Origin of the sequence: Streptomyces sp. So13.3, assembly GCF_005860785.2 — a bacterium.
Classification (GTDB): domain Bacteria; phylum Actinomycetota; class Actinomycetes; order Streptomycetales; family Streptomycetaceae; genus Actinacidiphila; species Actinacidiphila fildesensis.
In genome coordinates, this window is the sequence record NZ_CP048835.1 from 3,004,914 (window position 1) to 3,025,475 (window position 20,562).

Annotated in this window: 18 protein-coding genes; 3 read left to right on the top strand and 15 right to left on the bottom strand. The window is 71.8% G+C overall.

The window, feature by feature from the left end:
* Positions 1-4: 4 nt before the first annotated feature.
* The 7 genes from C8250_RS13655 to C8250_RS13685 form a co-directional block, all read right to left on the bottom strand.
* Positions 5-1,003 carry a cytochrome c oxidase assembly protein gene (locus C8250_RS13655; RefSeq protein WP_138356312.1) on the bottom strand — a complete coding sequence of 333 codons (999 nt, stop codon included), beginning with the start codon at positions 1,001-1,003 and terminating at the stop codon, positions 5-7.
* Positions 1,004-1,142: 139 nt separating this feature from the next.
* A complete protein-coding gene (locus C8250_RS13660) occupies positions 1,143-2,132 on the bottom strand; it encodes a TerC family protein (protein WP_138356311.1) in 990 nt (329 codons plus the stop codon).
* A gap of 81 nt (positions 2,133-2,213) precedes the next feature.
* On the bottom strand, positions 2,214-4,049 hold the full coding sequence (locus tag C8250_RS13665) for a TerD family protein (RefSeq protein WP_138356310.1): 1,836 nt from the start codon (positions 4,047-4,049) through the stop codon (positions 2,214-2,216).
* A gap of 109 nt (positions 4,050-4,158) precedes the next feature.
* Positions 4,159-4,737 carry a TerD family protein gene (locus tag C8250_RS13670; protein WP_138356309.1) on the bottom strand — a complete coding sequence of 193 codons (579 nt, stop codon included), beginning with the start codon at positions 4,735-4,737 and terminating at the stop codon, positions 4,159-4,161.
* A 292-nt stretch (positions 4,738-5,029) separates the two neighbouring features.
* Positions 5,030-7,126 carry an excinuclease ABC subunit UvrB gene (gene uvrB / locus C8250_RS13675; RefSeq protein WP_138356308.1) on the bottom strand — a complete coding sequence of 699 codons (2,097 nt, stop codon included), beginning with the start codon at positions 7,124-7,126 and terminating at the stop codon, positions 5,030-5,032.
* 39 nt (positions 7,127-7,165) lie between these two features.
* Positions 7,166-7,951, bottom strand: a complete 786-nt coding sequence (locus C8250_RS13680; RefSeq protein ID WP_138356363.1) for an MHYT domain-containing protein — start codon at positions 7,949-7,951, stop codon at positions 7,166-7,168.
* A 75-nt stretch (positions 7,952-8,026) separates the two neighbouring features.
* Complete coding sequence (locus C8250_RS13685) at positions 8,027-8,983, bottom strand: hypothetical protein (protein ID WP_138356307.1); 957 nt, start codon at positions 8,981-8,983, stop codon at positions 8,027-8,029.
* Between the two features lie 199 nt (positions 8,984-9,182).
* Here C8250_RS13685 and C8250_RS13690 point away from each other — a divergent pair, with 199 nt between their 5' ends.
* Positions 9,183-9,755 carry a methylated-DNA--[protein]-cysteine S-methyltransferase gene (locus tag C8250_RS13690; protein WP_138356306.1) on the top strand — a complete coding sequence of 191 codons (573 nt, stop codon included), beginning with the start codon at positions 9,183-9,185 and terminating at the stop codon, positions 9,753-9,755.
* A 44-nt stretch (positions 9,756-9,799) separates the two neighbouring features.
* On the opposite strand, the gene C8250_RS13695 is transcribed toward C8250_RS13690, so the two are convergent.
* From C8250_RS13695 to rpsA, 5 genes are all read right to left on the bottom strand, one after another.
* Positions 9,800-10,273 carry a cupin domain-containing protein gene (locus C8250_RS13695; protein WP_138356305.1) on the bottom strand — a complete coding sequence of 158 codons (474 nt, stop codon included), beginning with the start codon at positions 10,271-10,273 and terminating at the stop codon, positions 9,800-9,802.
* Positions 10,274-10,296: 23 nt separating this feature from the next.
* The gene (locus tag C8250_RS13700; RefSeq protein WP_138356304.1) at positions 10,297-10,662 is read right to left on the bottom strand and encodes a tetratricopeptide repeat protein; all 366 of its coding nucleotides are present in this window, start codon (positions 10,660-10,662) and stop codon (positions 10,297-10,299) included.
* 104 nt (positions 10,663-10,766) lie between these two features.
* A complete protein-coding gene (coaE, locus tag C8250_RS13705) occupies positions 10,767-11,366 on the bottom strand; it encodes a dephospho-CoA kinase (protein ID WP_138356303.1) in 600 nt (199 codons plus the stop codon).
* 48 nt (positions 11,367-11,414) lie between these two features.
* Positions 11,415-12,350, bottom strand: a complete 936-nt coding sequence (locus C8250_RS13710) for a PAC2 family protein (protein ID WP_138356302.1) — start codon at positions 12,348-12,350, stop codon at positions 11,415-11,417.
* Between the two features lie 157 nt (positions 12,351-12,507).
* Positions 12,508-14,016, bottom strand: coding sequence for a 30S ribosomal protein S1 (gene rpsA, locus C8250_RS13715; RefSeq protein ID WP_138356301.1), 1,509 nt, complete (start codon positions 14,014-14,016; stop codon positions 12,508-12,510).
* 317 nt (positions 14,017-14,333) lie between these two features.
* On the opposite strand from rpsA, the gene C8250_RS13720 reads away from it, so the two are divergent.
* Both C8250_RS13720 and hrpB read left to right on the top strand, forming a co-directional pair.
* On the top strand, positions 14,334-15,152 hold the full coding sequence (locus C8250_RS13720; protein WP_138356300.1) for a class I SAM-dependent methyltransferase: 819 nt from the start codon (positions 14,334-14,336) through the stop codon (positions 15,150-15,152).
* A gap of 40 nt (positions 15,153-15,192) precedes the next feature.
* Positions 15,193-17,739 (top strand): ATP-dependent helicase HrpB, encoded by a 2,547-nt coding sequence (gene hrpB, locus C8250_RS13725; RefSeq protein WP_138356299.1) that lies wholly within the window; start codon positions 15,193-15,195, stop codon positions 17,737-17,739.
* A 27-nt stretch (positions 17,740-17,766) separates the two neighbouring features.
* Here hrpB and C8250_RS13730 read toward each other — a convergent pair whose 3' ends face one another.
* The 3 genes from C8250_RS13730 to C8250_RS13740 form a co-directional block, all read right to left on the bottom strand.
* Complete coding sequence (locus tag C8250_RS13730) at positions 17,767-18,765, bottom strand: DUF3068 domain-containing protein (protein ID WP_138356298.1); 999 nt, start codon at positions 18,763-18,765, stop codon at positions 17,767-17,769.
* A gap of 74 nt (positions 18,766-18,839) precedes the next feature.
* Positions 18,840-18,974 carry an SPW_0924 family protein gene (locus C8250_RS13735; protein WP_138356297.1) on the bottom strand — a complete coding sequence of 45 codons (135 nt, stop codon included), beginning with the start codon at positions 18,972-18,974 and terminating at the stop codon, positions 18,840-18,842.
* Positions 18,975-19,153: 179 nt separating this feature from the next.
* A complete protein-coding gene (locus C8250_RS13740; RefSeq protein ID WP_187144830.1) occupies positions 19,154-20,431 on the bottom strand; it encodes a lytic transglycosylase domain-containing protein in 1,278 nt (425 codons plus the stop codon).
* Between the last annotated feature and the right edge of the window lie 131 nt (positions 20,432-20,562).

The window sequence follows — 20,562 nt, forward strand, 5'->3', positions numbered from 1 at the left end:
GGCCCTACGAGCGGCGCCTCATTCGTTGGCCCACCTCGCCCGAGTCCGTCTCCCACCACGGGCGGGTCATTTCCGGGACGGCGGCGGCGGGCTCGTGGGCCGACGCCGACGCGCCTGAGGCCGTGGCCGCCGGGAGGAGTTCGTGGTCCAGGCGGGCGTCCAGTTCGGCGGTTTTCGCGCGGTCCGTGCGCCACCACTGGGCGAAGACCGCGATCAGGAAGGGCAGTCCGACCAGTTCGGCGAGGGTGAGCATCAGGCCGCCGCCGATCAGCTGGTCCTGCTTGGGGGTCGGGCCCCAGGTGCGGGGCTGGGCCGCGTACCAGTGGCCGGCGACCAGGGTGCCGCTGGTCATGACGACGATGCCGGGGAGCGAGTCGAAGAGGCCGTCGAGGAAGACCAGGGCGGCCCGTACCGGGTGGGTGCACCAGCGGGGCAGCAGTTCCTGGTGGGTGAGCATCGGCAGGACGAACAGGCAGCCGGTCAGCAGCAGTTGGAGATGCATCAGTTGGAGGACGGCGTCATGGCGCAGCGCCGTCTCGAAGTAGGGCGTGAAGTAGATCGTCAGCTCGGAGCCGAGCACCGCCGCCGAGCTGACCAGCGGGTACGTCAGCAGGCGCACCACGCGGCCGGTCAGTACGCCGTGCAGCGGGCCGTCCGGGGTCACCAGGGCCAGCGGGTCGCCGAGGGCCAGGCCCAGGGGGGCGATCAGGTCCAGCACGATGTTCTGCACGGCGGCGGGCCAGAACAGCACCCGGCCGTAGGCGGCCAGGCCGGACATCGTGGCGACCACGATCGCGCCCAGGCCGAGCACGAGGAACGCCGTGGTCCGCGCGATCGGCCAGCGGCCGCCGGCGCGACGGTGCCGCCGTACGCCCGCCACGTAGAGCCCGCCCAGCAGGACCACGGCGGCGAGCGCCACACCGTCCAGCTGCCAGGCGCCCAGGAATGTGGGCACCGTCAGTTCCGGCAGAGCCGCCGCCGTGGTGCTGAGCGCAGCAGCCATGTCGTCCTCGTCCTCGCATCCGTCCGGTCCCGGCGGCCAACGCTAGACCTGCCGGGGTGGACGGACGTGGGCAGGGCCCGGCATGTCGCTGCCGGGCCCTGCCCATCACGGCCGATCGCGGACCGTCGCGCGTTACGCGTTACGCGTCGATGCTGTTCTTCTCGGCCGCTTCGGCCGCCTCGGCCGCCGCCTGCTTCTTGGAGGCGAACAGGCTGGTGACGGTGGTGACCGCGAGCACGGCCACGATGACGCCGAGCGAGACGGGGATGGAGATCTCCGGGACGTTCACCCCGGACTCGTGCATCGCGTGCAGGACGAGCTTCACGCCGATGAAGCCGAGGATGACCGACAGGCCGTACGAGAGGTGGACCAGCTTCTTGAGCAGACCGCCGATCAGGAAGTACAGCTGGCGCAGACCCATCAGCGCGAAGGCGTTGGCGGTGAAGACGATGTACGGGTCCTGCGTGAGGCCGAAGATCGCCGGGATGGAGTCGAGCGCGAACAGGACGTCCGTGGTGCCGATCGCCAGCATGACGACGAGCATCGGCGTCATCAGGCGCTTGCCGTTCTCGACGATGAACAGCTTCGTGCCGTGGTACTTGTCGGTCGACGGGACGCGCTTCTCGACGAGCTTGAGGAGCTTGTTCTCCTCGAACTCCTCCTCCTCGGGATCGGCCAGCGCCTCCTTGATGAGCTTCCAGGCGGTCCAGATCAGGAACGCGCCGAAGATGTAGAAGACCCAGGAGAAGTTGGCGATGATCGCGGCGCCGCCGGCGATGAAGACCGCGCGCAGCACCAGCGCTATCAGGACGCCGACGAGCAGCACCCGCTGCTGGTACTTCGTCGGCACCGCGAACTTCGACATGATCAGGACGAAGACGAAGAGGTTGTCGACGCTCAGCGACTTCTCGGTGATGAACCCCGCGAAGAACTCACCCGCGGGCTGACCGCCCGCGAAGAGTGCCAGGCCGAGCCCGAACAGGGCGGCGAGGACGATCCAGACGGCCGTCCAGATGCCCGCTTCCTTGATGGTGACGTCGTGCGGCTTGCGTCCGATGAGGAAGTCGACGGCGATCAAGGCACACAGACCCGCGATGGTCAGTGCCCACATGGTCAAGGAAACATCCACTGCGCCTCCGGTAGTTCACTACGAACAGTGAACGGTACCGGAATGCCCAAGAGAAGGCAAAGGTACGGTCAAAATCCCAGGTCAGCGGCCATACGCCTGCCGAGCAGCCGCGACCTGACGGAGGACCTGGGGCACCACATGACTACCCGGAGGTACGAGCAGCGGCTCATAGGTCCAGGCGTGGCCGACCCAGGGGTCCGCGAGGTGGTCCTCGGGGGTCGGGGTGAGCCGCATCAGGGAGCGCCACAGCGGGTCGAGGACCGGGCCGTACGCCCGTGCGTCGTCCCGGTCGGCCACCATCAGCAGGTGCACGCCGACCGAGGGCCCCTCGTCGGCGAGGTAGCGCAGCTGGTTGACGGTGCGGTCGTCGAAGCCGTACGGGAAGTCGTTGACGATCAGCAGCTGCTCGGCGGTGTCCAGGTCCACCGGCAGCGAGTCCGGGGCGCCGGCCCGCATCGCCATCTGCACCAGGTCCACCCGCTCGGTCATCCTGCCGATCAGCGCCGCCACTCCGGCCGCACCGGCGGCGGGCGGCACCCGCAGGGTGCCCGACTCGGTCAGCGGGGTGAGTGCGGCGCTGCCGGTGCCGGCCGGGTCGATGACGTGCACCGAGAAGTCCCCGACCGGGTACGAGGCGAGCAGCCGGGCCGCGATGGTGACCGCGATCTCCATGGCCAGCCGCCGGTCCTGGGAGCTGTCGATCCACAGACCGCGCTCCAGCGGCAGTCTGACCAGCAGCGGGATCCGCAGTTCGGGGGTCTCGGGCAGATGCAGGTTGCCGAGCCTGGCGGCCATCGGCACCTCCATCGGCACCGTGTAGCCGTGCCAGACCGGGCTCTCCCAGCCGGCGTACGGCGGCGGCAGCGCCGGTTCGACGACCTCGGACTCGGCGCGCAGCTGCGCCAGGTCGCGGTCGAGGACGGCACGGGCCTGGTCCATGAGGTCGGCCTGTTTGGCGCGGGCCTGGTCCCGGGCGGCGTCGGCGGCCGGGCCGACGCGGGTGCGCGGGTCGGCCAGCAGCCGGTCCAGTTCCTGGTCCAGCCGGGACTCGGCGAAGTCGACGGCGCTGCGGTAGGCGGCGGCGGTGCGGGCCAGGTCCTCGAACATGCCCCAGACCTGGTTGTAGAGCCGCTCCTCCATCGTCCAGCCGCTGGCGTCACCGGCGACGGGCTGCGGGGCGCCCTGCGGGGGCGCGGCGTCCGCCGGCCGGCCGGGCGGCAGGTCCGGGGCCTGCGGGGCGGTGTGCCGCCGGGGGTGCTGATAGCTGATCGGGCCGCCGGCGGTCGCCGCCGCGGACGACGACGCCGGGGATCCGGACTGCGGCCGGGGCGGCGGGGCGACCGAGCGGGCCAGCCCCTTCGCCACCGCGTCATGGATGCCCGCGGCGAGCCCGGCCGCCTCCGGAACTCCCTGGTCGAGGAGCATGGCCGCCAGGCCGCCCGCGTACCCCTGGCCGACCGCGCGGACCTTCCACGCGCCCTGCCTGCGGTAGAGCTCGACGGCGACGACCGCGGTCTCCGGGCCGAGCCCGGTGATGGTGAATCCCGCGACCTCGGCCCCGTCCAGCGTGGTGACCGCGACATGCGGAGCGGCCACCACGCCGAAGGAGGCCGGAACACCGGCCGCGGTGGGGAGTGCGAGCAGCACATGGACCCGGTGGACGTCCTCGGAGAGGGCGCCCAGGTCCACCGCGAGCCGGTGGGAGGCGGCGGCCTGCTGGGACACTTCGAGGCCGGGGAGGTGCGGCGACCCGGGGTGGGCGATCCACTCCGTGCCGCTCACCCGCCCGTGCTCGTCACCAAGGGTGGCCACGGCCACCACCGGCGTGCCCGCCGTCACCCGGATCTCCAGACGGCCGGCGCCCTCGGGCCCGGCCGGGAGCGGATGATTCTGTCCCCGGACCAGCTCGGCGGCCATGCCGCCACCCCCCATTGGTGTTGTACGCGTCGTGCGTGTGCAGCTTTCGTGCGTGTGGTGCTGGTGTTCTCGTGGTGCTGTTGATCCGTGGTGCTGTGCGCCTGTGGAGTCAGAGCGCCGGCAGGATCGACGGCATCAGGTCCTGGAACGTACGGCCGGCGGCCGGCGTACCGATGGCGGTCATCGACCAGCCGCTGCCCGCGCGCTGCACCTTCGCCATGATCTGCGCGGTGTACTGCCCGCCGCCGGTCAGGGTGTAGCGGGCCAGCTCCTGGCCGTTGGTCTCGTCGACGAGACGGCAGAACGCGTTCTGTACCTCGGCGAAGGTCTGCCCGGTGAACGAGTTCACCGTGAAGACGATCTGGTCGATGTGGACCGGCACCCGCTGCAGGTCCACCAGGATCGACTCGTCGTCGCCACCCTGGCCGGCGCCGCCGACCACGTTGTCGCCGGTGTGCCGGACGGAACCGTCGTCGCTGACCAGGTGCCGGAAGAACACCACGTCCACCGGCTGCTTGTCGGCGAAGAGCACCGCCGAGGCGTCGAGGTCGATCTCCCGGGTGCGGCTGCCGAACAGTCCGCGGCGGGGCGCGGCCTGCCAGCCGAGCCCCATCCGAACGGCCGTCAGCGTCCCCCCGTCGGACTTGGTAAGGCTGATCTGCTGGCCCTTGGTCATGTTGACCGTCACGCGCTGTCCCCTCTCACCCGTCACCGGACTGTGTGCGGTTGCCCCGCACCCTAACAAGACGCCGGGACAGCGCACCTCGGTTCACCCCAGGGCAGGGTCTGTCCGGCGGATCGGGCCTAGGGCGTGTTGCGAAAGTCCCGCCTGGCCCACGACGCCTGGCACGCGCCCTCGCTGCGTTGTCGGGCTCGTCCAAGTACCCCAGTACGAGGACGACCCTCCGCCTTGCGAGCGCACGCACCAGACGCCGTGGGCCACGCCCTCCGGGCGAACGGCGCTACTTTCGCAACACGCCCTAGGCGATACCGGCCTCGCGCATCTGCCGCAGCTCCTTCTTCAAGTCGCCCAGCTCGTCGCGGAGTCGGCCCGCGATCTCGAACTTCAGCTCGGCCGCCGCGGCGTGCATCTGCGCGGTGAGCTCGGCGATCAGGTCCGCCAACTCCTCGGCGGGCAGGCTCTGGGCCACCCGCTTGCCGCCCGCCTTGGACGACAGTCCCGGCACCGGGGCCTTGCCGCGCGAGCGCTGCCTGCCGGAGCCCAGCAGCTCCTCGGTGTCCGCGTCCTCGCGGGCGAACGAGTCGAGAATGCCCGCGATCTTCTTGCGGAGCGGCTGCGGGTCGATGCCGTGTTCGGTGTTGTAGGCGACCTGCTTCTCACGGCGCCGGTTGGTCTCGTCGATGGCCTGCGCCATCGCGGGGGTGATCGTGTCGGCGTACATGTGGACCTCGCCGGACACGTTACGGGCCGCACGGCCGATGGTCTGGATCAGGGAGGTGCCCGAGCGCAGGAAGCCCTGCTTGTCCGCGTCCAGGATCGCCACCAGCGACACCTCGGGGAGGTCGAGGCCCTCACGGAGCAGGTTGATGCCGATCAGTACGTCGTACTCGCCGGCCCGCAGCTCGCTCAGCAGCTCCATCCGGCGCAGCGTGTCGATGTCGCTGTGCAAGTACCGCACCTGGATGCCGAGTTCCAGCATGTAGTCGGTGAGGTCCTCGGACATCTTCTTGGTGAGGGTGGTGACCAGCACCCGCTCGTTCCGCTCGGTGCGCAGCCGGATCTCGTGCACCAGGTCGTCGATCTGCCCCTCGGTGGGCTTGACGATGACCTGCGGGTCGACCAGCCCGGTCGGGCGGATGATCTGCTCGACCGCGCCGTCGCCGCGCGACAGCTCGTACTTGCCGGGCGTCGCCGACAGGTAGACGGTCTGGCCGATGCGCTCCAGGAACTCCTCCCACTTCAGCGGGCGGTTGTCCATCGCGGACGGCAGCCGGAAGCCGTGGTCGACCAGGGTGCGCTTACGGGAGGCGTCACCCTCGTACATGGCGCCGATCTGCGGCACGGTGACATGCGACTCGTCGATGACCAGGAGGAAGTCCTCCGGGAAGTAGTCGATGAGCGTGTTCGGGGCGGTGCCCGCCTCACGGCCGTCCATGTGCCGTGAATAGTTCTCGATGCCGGAGCAGCTGCCGATCTGCCGCATCATCTCGATGTCGTACGTGGTCCGCATGCGCAGCCGCTGGGCCTCCAGCAGCTTGCCCTGCTTCTCCATCGTCGCGAGGGTCGTCTCCAGCTCCTTCTCGATCCCCGCGACGGCGCGCTCCATACGTTCCGGTCCCGCGACGTAGTGGGTCGCCGGGAACACGTACATCTCCCGGTCGTCGCTGATCACCTCGCCGGTGAGCGGGTGGAGGGTGGACATCGCCTCGATCTCGTCACCGAACATCTCGATGCGGACGGCGAGCTCCTCGTAGACCGGGAAGATCTCGATGGTGTCGCCCCGGACCCGGAAGGTGCCCCGCTGGAACGCCAGGTCGTTGCGGGTGTACTGGATGTCCACGAACTTGCGCAGCAGCTTGTCGCGGTCAATCGTGTCACCGACCCGGAGCCGCACCATGCGGTCGACGTACTCCTGCGGGGTGCCCAGGCCGTAGATGCAGGAGACCGACGCGACGACGACGACGTCGCGGCGGGTCAGCAGGGAATTGGTGGTGGAGTGGCGGAGCCGCTCGACCTCCTCGTTGATCGAGGAGTCCTTCTCGATGTAGGTGTCCGTCTGGGGGACGTACGCCTCGGGCTGGTAGTAGTCGTAGTACGACACGAAGTACTCGACGGCGTTGTTCGGCAGCAGCTCGCGGAACTCGTTCGCGAGCTGCGCCGCGAGGGTCTTGTTGGGCGCCATGACGAGCGTCGGGCGCTGGAGCCGTTCGATCATCCACGCCGTGGTCGCCGACTTTCCGGTGCCGGTCGCGCCGAGGAGGACGACATCCTTCTCACCTGCGCGGATACGCCGCTCCAGCTCCTCGATGGCGGCCGGCTGGTCACCACTGGGCTGGAAGGGGCTGACGACCTCGAAGGGCGCCACAGTACGTTCGATGTCTGATACGGGCCGCATGGAACCACCGTACGGCCCAGCACTGACAAACCGCGGGGATCACCGTGGGCGACGGCCGTGAGCGGGCTCACGGACCGGCTCGTAGCGGGGCGGCTGGACGCCGGGCGGGTCCAGCGCCACCACCACCCCGGCCAGGAACAGGAACACCACCGGGCCGATCAGGACGGGCGCCAGGATCGCGGCGGGCGAGGCACCGCCCAGGCCGCCGGCGATCCCCGAGTCGTGCAGATGCACCCGGAGCGCGGCCATGCCCGTGTAATGCATGCCGGTGACCGCGACGCCCATGATGAGGCTGGCCCCGATGCTCGCGGCGAAGCCCTTGACCGACACCGCGGCCCACAGTGCCGCGGTGGCCGCCGCCACCGCGATGCCGATCGACAGGTACACCGTTCCGGTGTTGTAGGCGAGGTCCGCGTCCAGCTTCATCCCGGCCATGCCGAGGTAGTGCATGGCGGCCACCCCGACGCCGGTGACCGCGCCGGCGGCGAGCAGGACCGGTGCGCCGCGGCCGAAGAACCCGACCAGGAAGACACCGGCGCCGACCACCGCGATGGCCACTCCGAGGCTCAGGAAGGTGATCGACTTGTTGTAGTTGATCTCCACCTGGTCGACGGTGAACCCCATCATGGCGATGAAGTGCATCGTCCAGATGCCCGAGCCGATGGAGACCGCGCCCAGGGCGAGCCAGCCGGCCCGCCGGGACCGCTCCATCACGAGCGCCCGGACCGTGCAGCGCAGTCCGAGAGCGGCTCCCAGGCAAGCCATGACGTAGGCCACCACGGGGGTGATCCAGCCGTACGTGAATCCGTTGACCGTTCCGTACATGCCGTCCACGGCGGGCCCTTCCGGCGCATCGAGTTGGCACACGATAGGACGGCCAGGGGAACATCTGACCGAGTTTCAGATTCCCTTTACCGACCCGTGATCCGGGTGCACGGTGACGCGGTCCAGCGGTCCGTGCGGCCCGGAGCCGAGCGCCGCCCGCAGTGCCGCCACGACCTGCGCCGGACTCGCCGTCAGGGCCTCCGGAGGCACCCGGACGATCCGCAGGCCGCAGGTGTCCAACGGGTTGGGGCCGGCCGCCGGTCCGATCACCAGAGCCACCCCCTCGCGCGCCCAGTAGGCGTCCGGAGACGCCAAGAACACACCGTCCAGGCGGAGTTCGGGCCGCCACAGCGGTGGCCGCGACCCCGAGAGCGCGACGAGCGAACGCAGCTGGCCGCCCAGCGGGCGGCGGACCCGCCCCGGAAGCGCCAGCTCCCGCAGCGTCTCGTCGATCCCGGGCTTGCGGGACAGCGACGCGGTACGCAGCTCGCCCGCCAGCTCCGCCGGATCGACCCCGCGGTCCCACACCAGCTCGCGGAGCACGGCCCGCACCCAGTCCGGGTCGCACGACGCCCGGACGCCGTCCCCCGCGGCGCGCACCAGGGGCGCGACGGGCAGCTCGTCCACCAGCTCGGGGCCGGGGAGGGTGCGCGCGTGGTGGACCCGCACCCAGGTGTGCGTCCTGAGCGCGCGCCCGGCCGGCACCAGGACGTCGACCACCCGCACCTCGGCGGGCACCAGGACCTCGCGCATCCCGTGCAGGGCCAGCGCCGCGATCCCCGTCAGCTGCGCCTGCGCCGCCGGGTACCCGGCGTAGGCCAGGGCCGCCCGGCAGCGCTGCCAGGCGGACAGCGCACCCCGCCGCAGCACCACCACCCTCGGCAGCACCCGCTGCCAGGGGCCGCCCGGCCCGCAGCGCTTGCGCAGCGCCACCTCCGACACCCCGATGCCGGACAGCTGGCCGACCGTCACCACCTGCCGCTGGTCACGGGCGAGAATGCGCAGGGCCTGGGCGAAGTCGTTTCGTGTCATGACGGCCCCCTCCCCCACCGGAACCGCTCAACTACCCGCTGTGACAAGGCTGTCGAAGAGCGGCACCCGGGCGAGTGATCGCTGCGGCCCCGGCTGACGGGCCCGGCCGGCCGGTCCGGCCGAAGGACCGGCCCGGCGGATCCGGCTCGAGGAATCTGCTCCCGGGCCCGTTGTCAGTGGCCCGGCATACGCTGGCGGTATGACGAACACCGAGCGGCACGAGGTGGCGGACCGGACCGCCACGGTGGCCTGGACGCGGCTGGACACCCCGATCGGCCCGCTGCTGCTCGCCGCGACCGACCAGGGGCTGGTCAGCGTCGTCTTCCGGGCCGACGACGAGGTGACGGAGACCTTCCTGGAGCGGCTGGGGCGCCGGCTGGGCGCGGATCCGGTCGAGGAGTCCGGGGAGTCGGGGCGGCTCGCCCCCGCCGTCCGCCAGCTGCGGGCGTACTTCGACGGGGAGCTGCGCGACTTCACCCTCGATCTGGACTGGTCGCTGACCGCCGGCTTCAACCGCCGCGTCCAGCGGGAGCTCGCCACCGGCGTGCCGTACGGCTCGGTCGTCGGCTACCAGGACCTCGCCGACCGCGTCGGCGAGCCGGGCGCCGCCCGCGCCGTCGGCACCGCCATGGGAGCCAATCCGCTGCCGCTCGTCGTCCCGTGCCACCGCGTCGTGGAGAGCAACGGGGGCATAGGCGGCTTCGGCGGCGGCCTGGAGATCAAGCGGACGCTGCTGGCCCTGGAGGGCGTGCTCCCGCCGCCCCTGTTCTGACGGGGCGGCCGGGGCCACCGGGCGACGGCGGCGCCGTCACCCGGTCAGTAGTGGTGGCAGCCCGGGTCGGGGGCGTCGACCGACAGCGCGTCGCCCTCGGGCAGGAGGTACGTGACGTACAGGACGACCGGCACCGTGCCGAGGTTCTGCCCGTTGTGCACCTTGCGGGCGCCGTCCGGCTCGATGAACGACTGGCCTGCGCTGCTGCGCACCACCGAGCAGTCGGCCAGCGTCCTGGTCAGCGTGCCCGACTGGACGACGGCGATCAGCGGCCCCTGGTGGTAGTGCCAGCCGGTCTCACCGCCCGGCGCGATGGTGACCGTGCGCACCACGACGTCCGTACGCCCCTGGGTCCTGACCTTCAGCCCCTCGGCGGAGGTGCCCTTGGCCAGGACCGTCGCCGTCACCCCGCTGCCCGGTGTCGCCAGGGCGCCCGACGGCACCAGTCCCAGCGCCACCACACATCCGGCCACCGCCGCCGCTCTGCGGATCCGGCTCCAGCGCCTGCTGCTGTCCATGTGCGGGGTCCCTCCGGAACGGTTCAGGGAGCGTCGAAACGAGCCGCCTCAACATAGTCCGGCCGCGGGTCCAGAGCGGCGGCCAGCCGGAAGTGTCGCAGCGCTTCATCCGGACGGTTGGCACGCTGCAGCGTCCGGGCGAGCGCGAAGTGCGCGAACGCGTTGTCGGGTTCCCGTTCCAGCACTATCTGGAACTCGAGCTCGGCCGGGCGCAGTTGGGCGGCGGCGAAGAAGGACCGGGCCCGCAGCAGGCGCGCGGCGGTGTTCTCCGGGTGGGCGGCGATGACCGAGTCCAGCAGCTTCACCGCTCCGCGCGGGTCGCGGGCTTCCAGCAACTGCTCCGCGGCACGGAAATCGATGACGTGGGTCTCGGGGGTCTGCTCGGGCACGGCCGCCTCCCTTCCATGGCTCGGGTGACGACTGATCGTCGGCACAGACATACCCAACGCGGCCCCCGGCAATCACATTCCGGGCGGTCCCGCCCGGGGCCGCACTAGGGCGCGAGGCGGTCGCGCAGCTGCTGCCAGACCCGTTTGACCTGGGGTTCGAGCGCCTCCAGGGGGCCGTCGTTGTCCAGCACGACATCGGCGACGGCGAGCCGCTGCTCGCGGGTGGCCTGGGCCGCCATCCGCGACCGGGCCTCGCCCTCGTCCATGCCGCGCAGCCGCACCAGGCGGTCGAGTTGGGTGGCGGGGGACGCGTCCACCACCACGACGAGGTCGTAGAGCTCGGCGAGGGCGTTCTCGGTGAGCAGCGGGACGTCATGGATCACGATGTCGTCCGGGCCGACGGCGCCCTCCAGCTCGGCCGACCGGCGTCCGACGAGCGGATGCACGATCGCGTTCAACGCCTGCAGCCTGGCGGGGTCGGCGAAGACGATCGAGCCCAGCCTGGGGCGGTCGAGCGCACCGTCAGGAGTGAGGACCTCCGTGCCGAACTCGGCGACCACGGCGGCCAGCCCCGGCGATCCGGGCTCCACGACCTCCCGGGCGATCTTGTCCGCGTCCACCACGACCGCCCCGTACGACGCGAGCAGCCGTGACACTTCGCTCTTGCCGGCGCCGATTCCGCCGGTCAGGCCCACCTTCAGCATGGCGACAGCCTAGGGCCTGCCCGGACGGACAGGCCCTGGGTCGTGTCGTCAGTTTCCGTCGTCCTCCCGGTCCGCGAGGAACCGTTCGAACTCGGCCCCGAGGTCGTCGGCCGACGGCAGGTCGACCGGCTCGGCGATGAGGTTCTCCCGGGTCATCGAACCGGCGACCGCGTCGTACTGGCTCTCCAGCCCGCGGACGACCGAGACCAGCTCGCCGTCGCCCTCGGCGACCTGGCGGTCGATCTCGCCGCGGACCGTGTGCGCCTCGGCACGCAGTGCGTGCGCCACCTCGGGCAGCACCAGGCCGGTGGCGGCGGTGATCGCCTCGAGTACGGCGAGCGCCGCGTCCGGGTACGGGGAACGCGACAGATAGTGCGGCACGTGGGCGGCGACGCCCAGGACGTCACGGCCGGCCTCCGCGAGCCGCAGCTCGATGAGGGACTCGGCGCTGCCGGGCACCGTCGCCTCGTCGAACCAGCTGCGGTGGCCTGGCATCAGGTCCACCCGGTTGCCGTGCGGGGTCAGCCCGACCGGGCGGGTGTGCGGAACGCCCATCGGAATGCCGTGGAAGTTGATGGCCAGCCGCACCCCGAGCCGTTCGACGACCTGCAGCACGGCCGCGGCGAAGCGCTCCCACTCCACGTCCGGCTCGGAGCCGGTCAGCAGCAGGAAGGGCGTCTCCGTGGTGTCACGGACCAGATAGAGGGCGATCTCCGGTGCCTCGTACCCCGACCAGTGGTCGCGTTCGAAGAGCATCAGGGGCCGGCGCGCGCGGTAGTCGACCAGCCGGTCGGCGTCGAACCTGGCCACCAACTGGTTGTCGAGGCGGTCCAGCAGCTGCTCCGAGATCTGCTCGCCGGTGTCACCCGCGTCGATGTACCCCTCCAGGTGGTACAGCAGAACGGGGCCGGTCTCCCCGACCGCCTCGTCCACGGCCTCGGCACCGCCCGGCACGAATTCGTACAGCCCCTGCGGATCCAGCACTGTGATCGTTCCTCCTCGTTCTTCCTCCTCGGAAACGTGCGAGGAGCTGGGAGCATTCCCGCATCCGGGCCCGCTTCACCCCCTGACAACGCGGAAGGCCCGCTCCCCTCTCGGGGAACGGGCCTTCCGTCCGTACGGCTACCTGCAGGTCAGAGCGTCAGCTCTGGCCGCCGGCCAGCTTCTCGCGGAGCGCGGCCAGTGCCTCGTCCGACGCCAGGGCGCCGGAGTTGTCGTCCGACTCCGAGGAGTACGAACCGCCGCCACCGAGACCGGCGGAGCTGGCGGCACCGGCGGGAGCCGCAGCACCCTCGGCCTCCGCCTTCTCGTCGGCCTCGCGGGACTTGATGACCTGGGCCTGGTGCTGCTCGAAGCGGGTCTGGGCCGTGGCGTACTGGCCTTCCCACGCCTCGCGCTGGGTCTCGAAGCCCTCGAGCCAGTCGTTGGTCTCGGGGTCGAAGCCCTCGGGGTAGATGTAGTTGCCCGCGTCGTCGTACGAGGCAGCCATACCGTAGAGGGTCGGGTCGAACTCGACCGTGGCCGGGTCGGCACCGAAGGCCTCGTTGGCCTGCTTCAGCGAGAGGCTGATGCGGCGGCGCTCGAGGTCGATGTCGATGACCTTGACGAAGATCTCGTCGTTGACCTGGACGACCTGCTCCGGGATCTCCACGTGGCGCTCGGCCAGCTCGGAGATGTGGACCAGGCCCTCGATGCCCTCGTCGACGCGCACGAACGCACCGAACGGAACGAGCTTGGTGACCTTACCGGGAACGACCTGGCCGATCTGGTGCGTCCGGGCGAACTGCTGCCACGGGTCTTCCTGCGTCGCCTTCAGCGACAGGGAGACACGCTCGCGGTCCATGTCCACGTCGAGAACCTCGACGGTGACTTCCTGGCCGACCTCGACAACCTCGGAGGGGTGGTCGATGTGCTTCCAGGACAGCTCGGAGACGTGCACGAGACCGTCGACGCCGCCGAGGTCCACGAACGCACCGAAGTTGACGATCGAGGAAACGACGCCGGAGCGGACCTGGCCCTTCTGCAGGGTCGTGAGGAAGGTCTGGCGGACCTCGCTCTGGGTCTGCTCGAGCCAGGCACGGCGGGACAGGACCACGTTGTTGCGGTTCTTGTCCAGCTCGATGATCTTGGCTTCGAGCTCCTTGCCCACGTACGGCTGGAGGTCGCGGACGCGACGCATCTCGACGAGCGAGGCGGGCAGGAAGCCGCGGAGGCCGATGTCGAGGATGAGACCACCCTTGACGACCTCGATGACGGTACCGGTGACGATCCCGTCTTCTTCCTTGATCTTCTCGATGGTGCCCCAGGCACGCTCGTACTGAGCGCGCTTCTTCGAGAGGATCAGGCGGCCTTCCTTGTCCTCCTTCTGGAGAACAAGGGCTTCGATCTCGTCGCCGACCTTGACGACCTCATTGGGGTCGACGTCGTGCTTGATCGAAAGCTCGCGGGACGGGATGACGCCCTCGGTCTTGTAACCGATGTCGAGCAGGACCTCGTCCCGGTCGACCTTTACGATCACGCCTTCGACGATGTCGCCGTCGTTGAAGTACTTGATCGTCGCATCGATCGCTGCGAGGAAGTCTTCCTCGGAGCCGATGTCGTTGACCGCCACCTGCGGGGTGGTGCGCGTTGCCTCGGTGCTGCTCGTCATATGGGGAAGGACTCCGGTACGGACAGAAGTTGTAGGTACTGCTACGCCAGGACCCGTTATCGCACAGCCGAAGCCGGACAGCCTTGAGTCGGACCTTCCAAATGAATCGGAGAGTCGCCTCAAGGACCGAGGGGATACAAGCCAGTGCGAGCGCAACCTGCTACGTCTGAGGTGCGCAGGCCCGCAGCGCAACTTGTAGCATACGGGGGCAGCCGGACACGGTCAATGCGCGAAGGGCCCACCTGGGGCAGAACGGCCCATACCCGGCGCAAGTCCCCCCGTCACAGGTCCAACCAGAGAGTACGACGACAACCGCGATGAGCCAAGGACCCGAACCAGTAGCCACCCGGCGTACCGCAGGCGTCACGGAAAGCAGCCGGGCCAACCGGGGCTGGTGGGACCGGAACGCGGACGAGTACCAGGTCGAGCACGGAGCCTTCCTCGGCGACGGGAACTTCGTCTGGGGGCCGGAGGGACTGGACGAGTCCGACGCCGGACTGCTCGGCCCCGCCGCGGAACTCGCGGGCCTGTCGGTGCTCGAGATCGGCGCCGGCGCCGCGCAGTGTTCGCGCTGGCTGGCCGCGCGCGGCGCGCGCCCGGTCGCCCTCGACCTCTCCCACCGGCAGCTGCAGCACGCGCGCCGGATCGACGAGGAGTCGGCGGACGGCGGCTTCCCGCTCGTCCAGGCCGACGCGGGGACGCTGCCGTTCGCGGCCGCGTCGTTCGACCTGGCGTGCTCGGCGTACGGCGCGCTCCCCTTCGTCGCCGACCCCGAACGCGTGCAGCGCGAGGTGCACCGCGTGCTGCGGCCGGGCGGGCGCTGGGTCTTCTCCGTCACCCACCCGATCCGCTGGGCCTTCCCCGACGAGCCGGGCCCCGAGGGGCTGACCGCCGTCTCCTCCTACTTCGACCGCACCCCGTACGTCGAGCAGGACGGGCGCGGGCTCGCCGAGTACGTCGAGCACCACCGGACCCTCGGCGACCGCGTGCGGGAGATCGCCGCGGCCGGCTTCCGGCTGGTCGACCTCGTCGAGCCGCAGTGGCCGGAGTGGAACACCCAGGAATGGGGCGGCTGGTCGCCGCTGCGCGGCGGGATCCTGCCCGGGACGGCGATCTTCGTGTGCGTGCGGGACTGACGGCGGCGCCCGCCGCCGGACCGACGGGCACACTGGGCGGGTGATCCGCGCCAGTTCCCTCGACCTGCCCGTACAGACCGTCGTGCCCGCACTGCTGCGGGCGCTCGACGAACGGGGCTGCGCCGTACTCGCCGCGCCGCCGGGAACGGGGAAGACCACCCTCGTACCGCTCGCGCTGGCCGGGCTGCTCCCCCAGTACGGGGAGGTCCCCCGCCGGGTGCTGGTGGCCGAGCCGCGCCGGATGGCGGCGCGGGCCGCCGCCCGCCGGATGGCGTGGCTGCTCGGCGAGGGCGTCGGCGCCCGGATCGGCTTCACGGTGCGCGGCGAGCGGAAGGTCTCGGCGGAGACGGTCGTCGAAGTGGTGACGACCGGTGTGCTGCTGCAGCGGCTGCAGCGTGATCCGGAGCTGGCCGGTGTGGACACCGTCGTACTGGACGAATGCCATGAGCGGCATCTGGACGCCGACACCTCGATGGCCTTCCTGCTGGACGTACGGGCCGCCCTGCGCCCGGAGCTGCGGGTGGTCGCGGCCTCCGCCACCACGGACACCGCCGCCTGGGCCGCGCTGGTCGGGGGCGAGGACGGTGCCGCCCCGGTGGTCGAGGCGCAGGGCATCCTGCATCCGGTCGCCGTGGAGTGGGCCCCGCCGGTCCGCCCGGTGCGCCCGCCGCACGGGATGCGGGTCGATCCGGCGCTGCTGGAGCACGTGGCGGCGGTGGTACGGCGGGCCCTGCGCGAGAAGGAGGGGGACGTGCTGTGCTTCCTGCCGGGCGTCGGGGAGATCGCGCGGGTCGCCGGGATGCTGAGCGGGCTCGACGTGGAAGTGCTGCAGCTGCACGGGCGGGCGCCGGCCGCCGTGCAGGACGCGGCGCTCGCGCCGGGAACCGGCCGCCGGGTGCTGCTGGCCACGTCGGTGGCCGAGTCGAGCCTCACCGTCCCCGGGGTGCGCATCGTGGTGGACGGCGGGCTGGCGCGTGAGCCGCGGGTGGACCACGCACGCGGCCTCGACGCGCTGACGACGGTGCGGGTCTCGCACGCGGCGGCCCGCCAGCGGGCCGGGCGCGCCGGGCGCGAGGGTCCCGGCACGGTGTACCGCTGCTGGTCGGAGGCGGACAACGCCGGGCATCCGCGCTGGCCGGCACCGGAGATCTCCGTCGCCGACCTCGCCGCGTTCGCTCTGCAGACGGCCTGCTGGGGCGACCCGGACGCCGCCGGCCTCGCCCTGCTCGACGCCCCGCCGGCCGGCGCGATGGGCGCGGCCCGCGAGGTGCTCCTCGCGGTCGGCGCGGTGGCCGCCGACGGCCGCGCCACCGACCGGGGCAAGCGGCTCAGCCGGCTGGGCGTGCACCCGCGGCTCGCCCGCGCGCTCCTCGACGGGGCACGTGCGGTCGGTGCGCGGCGCGCGGCCGAGGTCGTGGCGCTGCTCAGCGAGGAGCCGCCGCGCGACTACGGCGACGACCTGGCCGCCGCCTGGCGGCAGGCCCGGCGCGGCGGCGACGGTTACGCGGCCCGCTGGCGCGCCGAGGCCGGCCGGCTGGAGTCGTCGCTGCGGCAGGCCGGGACCTCCGGCGGACCGGACGGGCCGCGCGGGTCCGGGGCCGCCGTCTCCGCTGGTGACGACGCGGCGGCCGGGCTGGTGGCCGCGCTCGCGTTCCCCGAGCGGGTGGCCAGGGCCCGCGGCGCCGGTACGTATCTGATGGCGTCGGGAACGGCGGCGGAGCTGGGCACCGGCTCCCGGCTCGGGACGCCGGGCTGGCTGGCCGTCGCGGTCGCGGACCGGCCGGTGACGGCGGTCTCGGCGCGGGTGCGGCTGGCCGCGGTGATCGACGAGGCCACCGCCCGTACGGCGGCGGCCCCGCTGCTGGCATCGGGCGAGGAGGTGCGCTGGTCGGACGGCGACGTGGTGGCGCGCAGCGTGGAACGGCTGGGCGCCGTGGAGCTCACGGCGCGGCCGCTGCGGTCGCCGGACCGGGCGCTGCTGCGGGCCGCCGTCGCCGAGGGGCTGCGGCGGGAGGGCACGGGGCTGCTGCGCTGGTCGCGCGACGCGCAGGACACCCGCCGCCGGCTGGCTTTTCTGCACCGGGAGTTGGGCGAGCCGTGGCCGGACGTCTCGGAGCAGGCGCTGCTGGACGGGATGGACGACTGGCTCGGCCCTGAGCTGTCCGCGGCCCGCCGGCGCGCCGATCTGGAACGGACCGACGCCGGCGGCCCGCTCAACCGGCTGCTGCCCTGGGCGTCCGGTGCCGCCGCCCGGTTCGGCGAGCTCGCTCCGGAGCGGATCGAGGTGCCCAGCGGTTCACGGATCCGGGTGGACTACGAGGGGGACCAGCCGGTGCTCGCGGCCAAGCTCCAGGAGCTGTTCGGCTGGCAGGAGACACCGCGGATCGCGGGTGGCCGGGTGCCGCTCCTCGTCCATCTGCTGTCCCCCGCCGGCCGGCCCGCCGCCGTCACCGCCGACCTCGCCTCGTTCTGGCGGGGCGGCTACCGCTCGGTCCGTGCCGAGTTGCGCGGCCGCTACCCCAAGCACCCGTGGCCGGAGGATCCGGCCGCCGCCGCGCCCACCCGCCGGACGAACCAGCGGCGTTGACCCCTCCAGGACGGCGCGGCGGCGGGCTCAGACGGCGATCGGACGCGGGTCGGGATCCGGGTCGCGCACCGTGTCGTCGGGGGCGGGGTCGGCCGGGCGGCGGCCGCGCGCCTCCAGGAACAGGGAGAGTGCGAGCAGGACGACGCCCAGGATCAGGAATCCCCAGGGAAGGTAGCTGGTCAGCAGCAGGATGAGCTGGCGCTGGGACTTCACCAGTTCGACGGTGGAGTCGATGTAGTCCTCGCGCATCTTCACATCACCGGCGAAGACGGTCACCGGCTTGGTGTCGGGTGTCTGCGGGAACCGCAGCTCCTCCTGGTGGACCTCCTCGCCGTTGACCGGGGCGCCGGTGGTGGGGTCGACCCAGAACATCCGCTTGGTGGTGTACCAGCGCTCCACCGAGCCGCCGAGTGCCGCCGGGGTGATGCCGCCCGGCATCGTCTTGGGCAGCGGGACCTTGACCCAGGGCACGATCTGCTCGAAGTAGTAGACCTTGAGGCCGCGGAAGTTCTGCGTCGCCTTGTAGTGGATGGGCGCGGTCGTCCGTGCCTGCGCGTCGTAGTAGAAGTAGTCGCGCTTCTCGGTGAGGAACGGGAACTTGAACTCGATGCCCTCCCGGTGCACGGGGTCGCCGTCGACGCTCTCGCTCGCGGTGTGCACCGGGTCCTGGGAGTGCGCGTCGAAGATGTAGCGCTCGGGGACCTGGCTGACCATCTTGCCGTCCGGGCCGACGATGTAGGACAGCGAGTCCCAGACCACGACGTCCCGGCCGGTGTCGGCCTTGACCTTCTTGGACTCCTCGACGTTGCCCTTCAGCGTCTGGATGACGCTGAGCTTGGGGACGACCTTGGGGACCAGCGACGTGTCGGTGAGCAGGGTGGCGTTCTTGGCCTCCAGAACCACCACCTGGTACTGGTTGGCCGGAACCTTGGCCAGCCGCGGGAAGGCGTACCAGCGCATCAGGGGCGACAGGGCCGCGAAGAAGACGGCGAAGGCGAGCAGCACCAGGCTGGACTTGCGGCGCATCGGGACGCTTCCCCTCCTTTGTAGCTACGGACGTCCTGTGTGGCGGTGGACGACGACCGGCCGGGAACGACCGGCTACGGGTGGCTGGGGACCGTGGTCACCAGCGGCTTGGGCGAGGTCTTTCCGGCGGGTGCGCCGACCGCGGTCATGGTGAGGACGAGCGCGAGAGCGGCGGCGAGTCCGATGGCTGCGGCGATCAGGGCACGCATGGCCGGACCTCCCTTGTGGACGACGACGTCGGCTGGGCCGGGGCACCGTAGCAATCGGGGGATCAGATGAGAACAGGTTCTACCGATCGAATGCGGCCACCGCGCGAACGAGCCCGGCCCCGCCGTGGAGGGCGGGGCCGGGCTCGATGGGTGCGGGGTACGTCAGTCGGCGGGGTGCGTCAGTAGGCGACGGCCGCCGGGCTGGTCGACGGGGACGCGCTCGGACTCGCGGCCGCGGTCGTGGCGTCCGTCGCGGTCGGTGACGGCGTCGGGGACGTGGTGGGCGTGGGGGGTGGGGCAGGAGCCGTCGGTCGGCGTGGGAGTCGGCGTCGGCGTCGGCGTGCCGGTCGGGGGTGGGCGTCGGCGAGGCGGATCCCGTCGGGGTGGGCGTCGGCGTCGGGCAGCCAGGGTGGGCTCCTGCTGTCCGTGGGCGTCGGCGTGGGCGACGGCGAGGCGGTGCCGGTCGGCGTTCCGGTGGGCGTCCCCGGGCCGGTGGTCGGCGGCGTCGGCCGGCCGGTGGTGGTCGGCGCCGGCGAGACGGTGCCGGTGGCCGTCGCGGACGGGCTGGCGCCCGGCTTCGGCACGCCGGTGGCCGGCGGCGAGGTCCTCGGGCCGACGCCGGCGCCGGGTGTGCGGCCGCTGTCCGGGACCGCGACGGCTCCCTGGTCCTTGAAGTGCTGGAACCAGGCCCGGACGGTGTGCAGGTACTCCTGCGAGTGGTTGTAGCCGAGGATCGCGCGGTCGATGTCCGCGGAGACCGAAAGGTCGCGGTTGTCGGCGCACAGGTAGTGGCCGGCGGCGAGGGCGGCGTCGTAGATGTTGTTCGGGTCCTTCACGCCGTCCGCGTTGCCGTCGGCTCCCCAACTGGCCCAGGTCGACGGGATGAACTGCATCGGTCCCACCGCGCGGTCGTGGACGGTGTCCCCGTCGTAGGTGCCGCCGTCGGTGTCCGAGATGTTCGCGAAACCGGCGCCGTTCAGCACCGGTCCCAGGATCGGCTTGTACGTGGTGCCCTTCGCGTCGACGGCACCGCCGCCGGCCTGACCGGATTCGACCTGCCCGATCGCGGCGAGCAGTTCCCAGGGCAGTTTGCAGCCCTGGTCGGAGGTGGCGATGGCCAGCTGCGCCCTGCGGTAGGCGTCCAGCACCGTGCCGGGCAGGCCCGTGCCGCCGGTGTCGATGCCCGTGCCGGTGCCGCCGGTGGGCGTGGGGGCCGAAGTGCCGCCGACGGCCAGGCCGCTGGAGCCGTCCTCGGGCGGCAGCGCGCTGTAGAACGGCGACCCGCCGTCGATCTGCGGGCCGGGCGGCGGCTTGGGGACGGCATTGCGGGCCCGCTCCGCCTGGGCGAAACCGGGTGCCTGCGAGGCGCTGAGCGCCGCGACCGCCAGGGCCGCGACCGCCGTGCCCGCCGCCCCCCTGCGCATCGCGCGTATCCGCCGTCCGTATCGCGCTGCCATGTCCGCGGTCCCTCCCACGTGCGAGCTGAGCGCGTTACCGCGCCGCAACCCCACGGACCCTACGGGAACTTCCGGCGCGCATCCACCGTGCGGTACTCCGCATACTGGTCGGAAAGGATCACTTCACGAGG